This is a genomic window from uncultured Caballeronia sp. (assembly GCF_964243625.1).
Lineage (GTDB): Bacteria > Pseudomonadota > Gammaproteobacteria > Burkholderiales > Burkholderiaceae > Caballeronia.
This window is the reverse complement of the sequence record NZ_CAXTGZ010000076.1, coordinates 5,925-16,620: the sequence shown is the minus strand read 5'-3', so window position 1 is coordinate 16,620 and position 10,696 is coordinate 5,925. Positions and strand designations below refer to the sequence as shown.

Genomic DNA, 10,696 nt, shown 5'->3' with positions numbered 1-10,696 from the left:
CGGCCAAAAAATTCCCTTCTTTCGTGCGAATCGTGCCGCAGTGCATCGGCGTGACGCTATTTTTGTATCGGCGAATACGCTTAGTGTAATCGCAATGCGATTAAAGGCATTTCAATGCGATTTTTTTCTTCATATCCTGCTCTTCAGACGCGGCCTTTTAGCTGATTCGAGCGACAGCCGGTGCCCTTCCCAAGGAACTGGAACATGAATGACGTCACGACGTTGATCGCAGCCCTGAAAACCGAGATCGGAGCCGACGCGGTCCTGACCCAGGGCGCCGACCTCGCGCCCTTCACCGAAGACTGGCGTGGCCGGTACAAAGGACCGGCCACGGCGGTCGTGCAACCGTCGAACACGGCGCAGGTCGCGGCCGTGGTCCGGCTTTGCGCCGCGCATGGCGTGCCGGTCCTGCCGCAAGGCGGCAATACGAGCCTCTGCGCCGGCGCCATTCCCCGAAACGAAGGCGTGGCGCCTGTCATCGTCAATCTCGCGCGGATGCGGCGCATCCGTCATATCGACGCCGCCAACGGTTCGATGGAAGTGGAAGCCGGTTGCGTGCTCAAAACCGTGCAGGACGCGGCGGCGGCGGAAAACCGGCTCTACGCGGTAAGCCTTGGAGCAGAAGGCTCGTGCCAGATCGGTGGAAACTTGTCGACGAACGCCGGCGGCACGGGTGTCGTGCGCTACGGCAACACGCGCGACAACGTGCTGGGCCTGGAAGTCGTCCTCGCCGACGGCACCATCTGGAACGGCCTGCGCGCCTTGCGCAAGGACAACACGGGCCTGGATCTGAAACACTTGTTTATCGGGACGGAAGGCACGCTCGGGATCATCACGGCCGCCACGCTCAAGCTGCATCCGCTGCCCACGCAACATGCGCTCGCATGGTTTGCGCCGGTCGATCCCGCCGCCGCGCTGCAGATCCTCGGCATGTTCCAGGCCGCATGCGGTTCGCGCCTGAGCGCGTTCGAGATGATCAACCGGCGCCAGTTGGAACTGGTTATCGAACATGTGCCGGGGCGGCGCAATCCTCTCAGCGAACTGCACGAGTGGCATGTGCTCGTCGAACTCGCCGATACCGGCGGCGGCGACGAAATGGCCGCCCTGCTCCAGCAAACGCTCGAACATGCCGCCGAACAGGGCCTGATTCACGACGCGATCCTCGCCAGCAACGAAACACAGCGCGCGACGCTCTGGGAGATTCGCCACAGCGTGTCCGAGGCGAACAAGAAGGGCGGCGTGGGCCTCACGACGGATTGTGCGGTGCCGGTTTCGGCGGTACCGGTGTTTATAGAACGGGCGACGGCCGCAGTGCATGAAATCGTCCCGGCGCTCGCCGTTCTCGTGGTCGCCCATCTCGGCGACGGCAACGCGCATTTCATCCCCTTCTTCACCTTCGATGCCTGGCGCGAACTGCCCGATCCCACGTCGATCGCCAACGCCATGCGCCGCTGCGTGAACGATGTCGCGCACGAACTGCACGGCACCTTCAGCGCCGAGCATGGCGTCGGGCAAACCGGATTGCCCGAGATGGCGCACTACAAGTCATCGGCGGAACTGGGTCTGATGCGCGCCGTGAAGACCGCGCTCGATCCGCAGAATCTTTTCAATCCGGGACGCTTGATTCCCTGAGCAACCCAACCTGATCCGGGCCGCCAACAAAGAAGCCCGGACATCCGCACCCCTGGCGTTTCTGTTTTTATCCACACTTGGAGCCGACATGAAAAAGCAGCCCGCACGCGATGAGATTCAAGCGATTCAAAATCCCGGCCGCCGCACGGTCATCAAGACTGCCGCCGCCGGTGCGGCTGCGGTCGCGTTCCCGTTCGTCTGGACGCCGTCGCGCGCGGCGAGCAAACGGATCGTGATTCGTGACGACGGCGGCATCTACACCAAAGCGTATGGCGCCGTTTTCTACAAGCCATTTACGGAAAAGACCGGCATTGAAGTCGTCGGCGTGCAGGCCAACGCCGAACCGACCGCGCAGATCAAGAGCATGGTCGAGACCGGCAGCTACACGTGGGACATGGCGAAGATCAGCCAGCCGGCAATCCTGTTGCTTACGGGCGGCGGCAAGGAATATCTGGAGAAGCACGGTCTGGAAGCGGACCCGATGATCGCCAAGATTCCCTCGCAATACATGTCGCCGTATGGGGTCGGCACGAACGTCTATACGACCGTACTTGCGTATCGCACGGATGCGTTCAAGGGACGCAAGGCCCCGGCGTCCTGGGCCGACATGTGGAACGTGAAGGACTTTCCGGGCCGTCGCGGCTTGCGTAAATATCCGTTCGATACCTTCGAAGAAGCGCTGATGGGCGGCGGCGTGCCGGCATCGCAGGTGTATCCGGTCGACTTCGACAAAGGCATCGCGAGTCTCGACAAGATTTCCAAGCATGTGGACGTGTGGTGGACGACAGGCTCGCAAGTCGAACAGATGCTCGGCTCGGGTGAAGTCGACATGATCAGCACGTGGGTATCGCGGGCGCAATCGGCCATTGCAAATGGCGCGCCGGTGGCGATCGTGTGGAACCAGAACATCTGGGGCTGCGACAACTGGTCAATACTCAAGGGCACGCCGAACGCCGCGGCCTGCCGCGAGTTCATCAAGTTCGCGTCCGATCCGAAGCGTCAGGCCGCGCTCGTCGAGTACTTCCCTGCCGGTGTCACGCAGCCCGAAGCGTTCAACTTCATCAAGCCGGAGATCGCGAAGAATTGCCCGACGTTCCCGGAGAACATGAAGAATGGCCTGCATATCGATGCGAAATTCTGGCAGGAAAAGCAAAGCGTCGCGCTCGAAAAGTTCAATAGCTGGATCTTGACCTGAGCCTCGTTTCAGTCACCGCGTTTCATAGCAAGGGATGCCATCACCATGTCTGCCTCGAACCTTCAAATCACGGGACTCTGCAAGCGCTACGGTGACTTCGTGGCGCTCGCTCCCATTGATCTCGACGTCGCCCAGGGCGAATTCCTGACCCTGCTCGGACCGAGCGGTTCGGGCAAGACCACGTTGCTGAGTCTTATCGCCGGGTTGTCGCAACCGGACGATGGCCAGGTGCGCATCAACGGCGTCGATGTGACATATGGCGCGCCGTATGAACGGGACATCGGCATGGTGTTTCAGAACTATGCGCTGTTCCCGCACATGACGGTCGCGGAAAACGTCGCGTTCCCGTTGCAGATGCGCAAGACCGATGCAAAGGCCACGCGCGAGAAGGTCATGCAGGCGCTGGAGATGGTGCACCTGCCGCATGTCGCAGGGAGGTATCCGCGCGAATTGTCGGGCGGCCAGCAGCAGCGGATCGCGCTTGCGCGCTGCATGGTGTACAGGCCATCGATCATCCTGATGGACGAACCGCTCGGCGCACTTGACAAGAAATTGCGCGACCAGATGCAACTTGAGATCAAGCGGATTCATCGTGATCTGGGAACGACGATTGTGTACGTCACGCACGACCAGGAAGAAGCGATGACCATGTCCGATCGCATCTGCCTGATGAACGCGGGATCGATCGCGCAACTTGGCTCGCCGGCGGATCTGTATTTCCGGCCGAAGAGCGTGTTCGTGGCGGACTTCCTGGGTGAATCGAATCTGCTCGATGCAGTCGTGACCGGCCGCACGGGCGATGAAGTCCGGATCAGCGTGCAAGGCGGCGCGAATGTGAACGCGATGGCGTACGACGCCGTGATCCGCGACGGCAAGTCCGTGAAGCTGATGCTCCGTCCGCAAAACCTGCAGATCCACGATGGACCGCCGGCAGGGTTCATCAACGGCGGCACCTTGTCGGCGAAACTCACCGACATCATGGTGACCGGCAGCATGACCAAGCTTTATCTGCAGTCGCATGTCACCGATGCACCGCCGCTCGTCGCCGCATTTCCGACCAACCGGCTCGGCAGCCAGTACGAAATCGGGCAGACGCTCGGGCTTTCGTGGCTGACTGCCGACGCTGTCGCGATAGCGGGGTAAAAAATGAATCGCTCCGCCCTGATTGCCGAACAGCCCCGTCCCGACGCACTGCCGCAGCGTCCCGCACGATGGCGCGCATGGCTGCGCCCCGGTGCGATGAGTGCGCCGATCGTGATCCTGCTGCTCGTGATGCTGGTCTACCCCGTCGGGCAACTGCTGCTGTTGAGCGTGCATAACGGCACCGGTTTCACGCTCGTGGAATACAAGCGGCTGTTTGCATCGTCGGTCTATGTGGATGTGTTGCTGATCACGCTGAAGGTCTCCCTTTGGACGACGTTCTTTTCCGTGCTCACCGGATATCCGATCGCGTATCTGATTTCATCGCTGACGCGGGAGCGCAAGAACCGCCTTCTCTTCTGGGTCCTGCTTTCCTTCTGGACCAGCTTTCTCGTGCGCACGTTTGCTTGGGTCGTGCTGCTCGGGCGCAATGGCGTGATCAATCAGGTGCTGGTGGGACTGGGGATCATCGACCGGCCGTTGAACCTGCTTTACAACTTTTCCGCTGTGATCGTCGGCATGGTTCACGCGCTGATGCCGCTCGCGGTGCTGACCATGTTGTCGGTCATGGAGAACATCGACCGGCGTTTGCCGAGCGCCGCAGCCACACTCGGCGCTCGTCCGGGAACCGTGTTCTGGAAGGTGTATTTCCCGTTGTCGCTGCCGGGCGTTGCAGCGGGCGCGTTGATGGTTTTCGTGACCGCCATCGGCTTTTTCATTACGCCTACGCTGCTCGGTGGACGCCATCAGACAATGATCACGCAATTGATCATCGATCAGGTGATGCAGGCGTTGAACTGGGGGTTCGCGGGCGCGATCTCCGTGTTGCTGCTGGCGGTCGTGCTGATCGTGTTCCTCATCTACGACCGCCTGGTCGGACTCTCGACAATGGCGGGCGGCTCCTCCGCACGCGGCCCGAAACACGGCAGCGGATTCGGCCGCAAGCTCGGCGATTTCATCCTGACGACGCTCGGCAACGCGACCGACTTTGTCATCGGCCTGCTTCCGAAACGCCGCAGACGCGCAACTGTTGGCGCAAGCCTCAGTCTGCGTGTAGTCGTGATCCTGCTGCTGGTGTTCCTGAGCGCGCCCGCGTTCCTGATGATCCCGCTTTCCTTCGATTCCGCTTCCGGTCTCGCATGGCCCCCGCATGGATTCTCGTTACAGTGGTATCGGCAGATCGCGGATTCGCCGCTATGGATGCAGGCCATCACGCGTTCAATGCTCGTGGGTATCGGCACCGGCATTCTCTCGATGCTGATCGGCACGCCCGCCGCCTTCCTGCTCGTGCGCGGCGGCATGAAAGGCAAGGCCGCAATGCTTGCGTTCGTGCTCGCGCCCATCGTCGTGCCGCGCATGATCATCGCAGTCGGCGTGTTCTATTTCTTCGCGAAGATCGGGCTGATCGGTTCGGCGTATGGGCTCGTGCTGGCGCATACGGTCGTCGCCGTGCCTTATGTGGTGATCACCATGATGGCCGTGCTGCGCAACTACGACACCCGCCTCGACCTCGCTGCACAAAGCATGGGGGCGCGTCCGTGGGCCACGTTGCGCCGCGTCACCTTCCCGATCCTCGGCGCGGGCTTGATGTCGTCGTTCCTGTTCGCGTTCGCGACGTCCTTCGATGAACTCACCATCGCGCTGTTCTCGTCGGGCGGCTTGAGCACGACCTTGCCCAAGCAGTTCTGGGACGAAATCACCATGCAGATTTCGCCGGTCATTGCGTCGGTATCGACTTGTTTGTTTGCGTTCATTGCGGTGCTGATCTGGGTCGCTGACCGCTTGCGCCGACGCAGCCTTGCTTCTTGAAAACCATCGTTTTACAGGACTTACTCATGCTTTCAGCTCAACAACTGCGTGGCGTTTTTCCGGCCATTCCAACACCCGTCAATCCTGACGACACGATCAACGCCGATGCCGCCCGCGCCCTGATGCGCTATCTGCTGAAGCAAGGCGTGGATGGCGTGGTACCGCTCGGCGGCACGGGCGAATACGGCGCGCTTTCGCGTGCGGAACGCATTCGCATGGCCGAGATCACGGCGAAGGAAGCAGCGGGCAAGATCCCGGTGATCGCGGGCGTACTCGATCCCGGTTATCACGATGCCATGCAAGCCGGCAAGGACTTCGCCGCGGCCGGCGCCGACGCTCTGCTCGTGCTGACGCCGTACTACACGAACCCGACACAAGGCGGCATCCGCGATTACTTCCTGCGATACGCCGACGAATCGCCGCTGCCCATCCTCATCTATGAGATCCCGTATCGCACGCGGATCTCGATTGCGCCCGAAGTGCTGCACGAGTTGTCGAAGCACGAGCGGATCATCGGCATGAAGGCGTGCAACACGGACATGTGGCACTTCCTGCGCACGGTCGCGGGCGTGGATGAATCGTTCGCTGTTCTGAGCGGCGAAGACACGCTGTTTCCGCTGCATGTGGCGGCCGGGGCGCGCGGTGGCATCGTGGTGACAGCGACGCTGTTGCCGACCGCATGGAAAAGGATCTATGACCTGGCTTGCGAAGGGAAGACCCAGGATGCGCTCGCGCTGCATCGCTCGCTGATCCCGCTGATGAACCTGGCGTTCGCCGAGACCAACCCCGGTCCGATGAAATCGGTGATGGATCTTATCGATGTCCACGCGCCCGACATGCTCGCGCCGCTGGTTCAGGCGGACCCGGCGTTGTCGGCGAATCTGCGCGCCGAACTCGAAAAGCAGCTCGATCTGTTCGAACGCAAGCTTTGAAGTGAACGCTCAGCGCTTGTAGCCGGAAAGCCGCGCCTTCGAAATGGAAGTCGCGGCGACCTGCACGTGCTGCGCGAGCTCGGCTTCAACGCGTTCGATAGACCAGCGCGACGTTGGCACCGAGATGTTGATGGCGGCGACCGCCATGCCGCCGTGATCGGTCACCGGCGCGGCCACGGAAATATCGCCGAGCACGGTTTCGTTTTCGATCACCGCATAACCGCGCCGCGCGACTTTACGCACGCGTTCCAGCAGCTTCTCGGGGTTGGTTTCGGTGTAATGCGTGATCGGATCGAGCCGGGTTTGCGAGAGGATCTCGCGCACGCGTTCATCGGAAAGGCGCGACAGGATTGCAATGCCCGACGCCGTGAACATGGCCGGCAAACGCGCGCCGACCACGATGTCGATGTTCACCAGATGCTGCCCCGGAAAGCGCGCCACAAACACGATCTCGTGGCCGTCGAGTTCCTGGAGGTTGGTGGTTTCGCCAAGCCGGCGGCTGATGTCCAGAAGATACGGCGAGGCTTTGTCGATGAGTTCGTTCGCACGCACGTAGTTGTACGAGAATTGCAGCACCTTGGTGGTCAGGCCGTAGTTACGCGTTTCCGGCACACGATACAGATAGCCGAGCACTTCGAGTGTGTGCACGAGGCGCTGCGTGGCGCTGCGATCGAGACCGGAGGCGCGTGCAATATCCACGAGCGTCATGTGGCGGCTCGGACCGTCGAACGCGTGCAGGACCTGGAAGGCTTTTTCGGTCGATCCGACAAACAGCGACGAGCGCTGAGTCTCTTTCTCGGCTAACTCTTCTGGCTTGCCGGCAGCGCTTTTGACCATGCTTGTTGGGCTTCTGAAAGTATCGGATTGTGATTATCACGATTGTAGTGCAATCGAATCAGGGAGCTTGAATGGTTTCATCGGTAGCGGATTACCGGCTTGCTGCACGCCGGCGTTTGTCGCGCCTGGCGTTCGATTATCTCGATGGCGGTGCAGAAGACGGCGATGCGTTGAAGCGCAATACGGACGCCTACAAGCAGTGGCTTTTCAAGCCGCGCGTGTTGAAGGACGTGTCCATTTGTTCGGCGGCAACACAGTTTTTCGGGCGTGAAGCCGCCGCGCCGATGATCGTCGGGCCGACGGGTTTGAACGGCCTGTTCTGGCCGCGCGCCGATGAACTTCTCGCTCAGGCGGCGAGCCGCGCGGGTTTGCCGTTCGCGTTATCGACGGCTTCCACGTCGCTGCTCGAAGACGTGCGCGCCGCCGCGCCGCAAGGCGACTTGTGGATGCAGCTCTATGTGCAACAGGATCGAGGCATTGCCGAAGACATCATGCGGCGCGCGAGCGCTGCAGGTTACTCGACGCTTCTTCTCACCGTCGATGTCCCCGTGCACGGCAAGCGCGACCACGACACGCGCAACGGATTCAAACTGCCGTTGAGGCTGACGCCGAAGCTCATTGCCGATTGCATGATGCATCCGCACTGGTCGATGCAAATGGCGCGCTCCGGTTCGCTGCAACTCAAGAACATCGCGAAGAGCGTGGGTGAGCGCGCAGATTTATCGCGTCATTCGGCCATGCTGAGCCGGCAGATGGATCTGAACCTCGGATGGACCGACCTCGATTGGGTCCGCGCGCACTGGACTGGCAAGGTGATCGTCAAGGGCGTGATGAGCGCCGACGATGCAACGCTCGCCTTGAAGCATGGGGCAGATGGCATCGTTGTATCGAATCATGGCGGCCGGCAATTGGGCAGCACGTTTGCGCCCGTTGAGGTCTTACCGGGAATCGTGGACGCGGTCGGCAGCGACATGACCGTGCTGGTGGATGGCGGCGTGCGGCGCGGCAGCGATGCGTTGAAAGCGGTCGCGTTGGGCGCAAGCGGCGTGCTGCTTGGACGCGCGCCGTTGTATGGCGTCGCGGCGAACGGCCTGGCAGGTGCAGCCGGCGTTCTCGCGCTGATGATGGACGAGATGTTGATCGCGATGCGTTTGCTCGGGTGCCAGACACTTGCCGACCTGGGTCCGGCGTTTATCGGCAATGCGAATGATGTGGTCAATCATGGGTTGCATTGCAGAACATGAACCGGCTGAAGCGCCCTCTATAATCCCGCCTTTCGAAGCGATCCCGTTTGCATTCCAGAACGTGTTCGCATCGCTTCGACCGTTACGATTATTTGAGGAATCATGTCTACGCTCCCGCCCTGCCCGCTCTGCTCGATGGAAAACACTTACGCCGACGCGGACCGCATCATTTGCGCTGACTGCGGCCACGAATGGTCCGCAACCGATACCGCGTCCACCACTGACGACGAAACCCCCGTCGTCAAGGACTCCAACGGCAATGTGCTCGCCAATGGCGATTCCGTTGTGCTGATCAAGGACCTCAAGGTCAAGGGCTCATCGATCACGCTGAAAGTCGGCACGAAAGTGAAGAGCATCCGGCTGGTTGGCGGCGACCATGAAGTCGATTGCAAGATGAACGCCGGCAGTTTCATGCTCAAGGCCTGCTACCTGAAGAAGGTTTAAGCCTTCACGGGGTTGCCGTTTGCATCGGTATCGAAAGTCTGCGACTGAAACGCGAAGAAAAATGCACGCCACGTATTGTTTGGATACGCGATCATCAGCGCGCCGTCCTGATACGCGCCGTTGTCGCTCGCGTACTGGCCGCCGTTGCCCTGGTTCATGTGGATATCGTGAACACCGTTGCCGGGAACGAAGTTGAAGTACTGATCCGGTTTGTTTTGCTCCGGGCCCCAGCGCGATCCGAACGCATAAACAATCGATCCTTCCATGGCCATTGCGGTCACGACCGCGTCTTCCAGTTTGTCCTTCAGGTCGTTGTTCACACCGGGCGCGTCGGCCGGAACGGGTTTCATCGATTTTGTATCGACAAGGCCGCCGCGCACGTAGTCGATCGCAAGGCCGCCAGGCGTCGATGACAACTTCGTGAAGCCCGGGGTGAGCGCAGCCAGCTCGCTGATAAAAGCCGCGGGTAGCGTATCGAGTTCTTCGAACAGCACGGTGGAAGGCGCGTGCGGCGCCGACGATTTCACATTCGATGCAATTCGAAAAACCGTCGTGCCGCCGTGGACGAGGATCTGGTAATGGTCATCGTCGGCGTTGCGAAGGTGGCCAGTTACCGTGCCTTTGAGCACGCCATAGTTCACTGACATGTGTTCCTCCCTGGTTTAAGTTTTACATGCAGCAAAGTTTGCGCCGCTTTGCCGGCTTGAGCCGCCGCCGAAACAAAATTTGATTCAAATGTGCGCCTGACATCAAAACGTCAAGGAAACGTGCTTGCGGCGGCTTGGCATTTCCGCATCTTTATTGTTATGTGCGCCTGAAAACATTTCACCCGTTAAAGCGAATGTAATGTCACTAACACGACTTTTTGATCCCATACAGTTCCCCGTTCGAACACCGTAACCGCCATTGGCATTGCGCATTCATGAACGCACACAGTCTTACCGACCACCATGTCAGCGACAGCAGCGAAAATAGCGGCGGCCAACGGCTGGGCCGCGCATTCGCTGCAAGGCTCGACATGACCATCAAGCGCTCGCGGCTGACGTCGCAGCGCGTGGCGAAATCGCTTGGGGTCACCGAGGGTGATGTCGCGTTGTGGCGGGCGGGAATTACTTTGCCGCGCAATGCGGATTGCCGGCGTTTATCGGAACTGCTGCACGTGGACATGTCGTGGCTGAGCGGCGGGTCGTCGCTGGAAGATAAACGCTGACGCGCTTTGATGAAGCTTGCTAAGTCGCCAGGCTCCAGCGCGCTTTTCCCATGGCCTTGGCGACGTTCAGGGCTTTATCGGCGGCGTTGAGTGCGGTCAAGACATCCGCGCCATGGTCCGGTACGAGCGCCACGCCAATGCTCGCGCCTACGTTCACCGAGACATGCGATGTCAATGCAAACGACGACGACATTTCACTGATCAGCCGGTCGGCGAAAGCCGCGGCGTCGTCGTGACCCGACGCGCTGATGGT

Annotated in this window: 12 protein-coding genes (1 of these 12 running past the window's edge); 9 read left to right on the top strand and 3 right to left on the bottom strand. The window is 60.6% G+C overall.

Translation table 11 applies throughout. The features are described 5' to 3' along the window. From ACFFAR_RS07685 to dapA, 6 genes are all read left to right on the top strand, one after another. On the top strand, positions 1 to 208 hold a 208-nt coding region (locus ACFFAR_RS07685), incomplete at its 5' end, for a hypothetical protein (protein WP_375507710.1). Beyond that, on the top strand, positions 205 to 1,632 hold the full coding sequence (locus ACFFAR_RS07680) for an FAD-linked oxidase C-terminal domain-containing protein (RefSeq protein ID WP_174364058.1): 1,428 nt from the start codon (positions 205 to 207) through the stop codon (positions 1,630 to 1,632). The genes ACFFAR_RS07685 and ACFFAR_RS07680, both read left to right, overlap by 4 nt. A gap of 88 nt (positions 1,633 to 1,720) precedes the next feature. Further along, entirely contained in the window at positions 1,721 to 2,827 is a 1,107-nt protein-coding gene (locus ACFFAR_RS07675) for an ABC transporter substrate-binding protein (RefSeq protein ID WP_075360080.1), read from the top strand. Positions 2,828 to 2,872: 45 nt separating this feature from the next. Beyond that, positions 2,873 to 3,970 carry an ABC transporter ATP-binding protein gene (locus ACFFAR_RS07670; RefSeq protein ID WP_062001211.1) on the top strand — a complete coding sequence of 366 codons (1,098 nt, stop codon included), beginning with the start codon at positions 2,873 to 2,875 and terminating at the stop codon, positions 3,968 to 3,970. A 96-nt stretch (positions 3,971 to 4,066) separates the two neighbouring features. After that, complete coding sequence (locus ACFFAR_RS07665; protein ID WP_375507711.1) at positions 4,067 to 5,776, top strand: ABC transporter permease subunit; 1,710 nt, start codon at positions 4,067 to 4,069, stop codon at positions 5,774 to 5,776. 26 nt (positions 5,777 to 5,802) lie between these two features. Then, entirely contained in the window at positions 5,803 to 6,708 is a 906-nt protein-coding gene (gene dapA / locus ACFFAR_RS07660; protein WP_075360078.1) for a 4-hydroxy-tetrahydrodipicolinate synthase, read from the top strand. A gap of 9 nt (positions 6,709 to 6,717) precedes the next feature. Here dapA and ACFFAR_RS07655 read toward each other — a convergent pair whose 3' ends face one another. Then, positions 6,718 to 7,545: an IclR family transcriptional regulator gene (locus ACFFAR_RS07655; RefSeq protein ID WP_062001214.1), complete on the bottom strand. Its 828-nt coding sequence runs from the start codon at positions 7,543 to 7,545 to the stop codon at positions 6,718 to 6,720. A gap of 71 nt (positions 7,546 to 7,616) precedes the next feature. Here ACFFAR_RS07655 and ACFFAR_RS07650 point away from each other — a divergent pair, with 71 nt between their 5' ends. Next, entirely contained in the window at positions 7,617 to 8,789 is a 1,173-nt protein-coding gene (locus tag ACFFAR_RS07650; RefSeq protein ID WP_174364585.1) for an alpha-hydroxy-acid oxidizing protein, read from the top strand. A gap of 102 nt (positions 8,790 to 8,891) precedes the next feature. Continuing rightward, entirely contained in the window at positions 8,892 to 9,233 is a 342-nt protein-coding gene (locus ACFFAR_RS07645; RefSeq protein WP_174364584.1) for a zinc ribbon domain-containing protein YjdM, read from the top strand. On the opposite strand, the gene ACFFAR_RS07640 is transcribed toward ACFFAR_RS07645, so the two are convergent. After that, positions 9,230 to 9,880: a DUF2278 family protein gene (locus tag ACFFAR_RS07640; RefSeq protein WP_174364583.1), complete on the bottom strand. Its 651-nt coding sequence runs from the start codon at positions 9,878 to 9,880 to the stop codon at positions 9,230 to 9,232. The genes ACFFAR_RS07645 and ACFFAR_RS07640 overlap by 4 nt on opposite strands. A 275-nt stretch (positions 9,881 to 10,155) precedes the next feature. On the opposite strand from ACFFAR_RS07640, the gene ACFFAR_RS07635 reads away from it, so the two are divergent. Then, positions 10,156 to 10,443 carry a hypothetical protein gene (locus ACFFAR_RS07635; protein ID WP_075360074.1) on the top strand — a complete coding sequence of 96 codons (288 nt, stop codon included), beginning with the start codon at positions 10,156 to 10,158 and terminating at the stop codon, positions 10,441 to 10,443. 19 nt (positions 10,444 to 10,462) lie between these two features. Here the strand turns inward: ACFFAR_RS07635 and ACFFAR_RS07630 are convergent, their stop codons facing one another. Continuing rightward, a protein-coding gene (locus ACFFAR_RS07630; protein ID WP_375507709.1) for a diguanylate cyclase domain-containing protein crosses the window boundary here: on the bottom strand, positions 10,463 to 10,696 show its 3' end. Its footprint extends 903 nt past the window's final position; only the last 234 of its 1,137 coding nucleotides appear in the window; its start codon lies off the right edge, out of view; its stop codon occupies positions 10,463 to 10,465.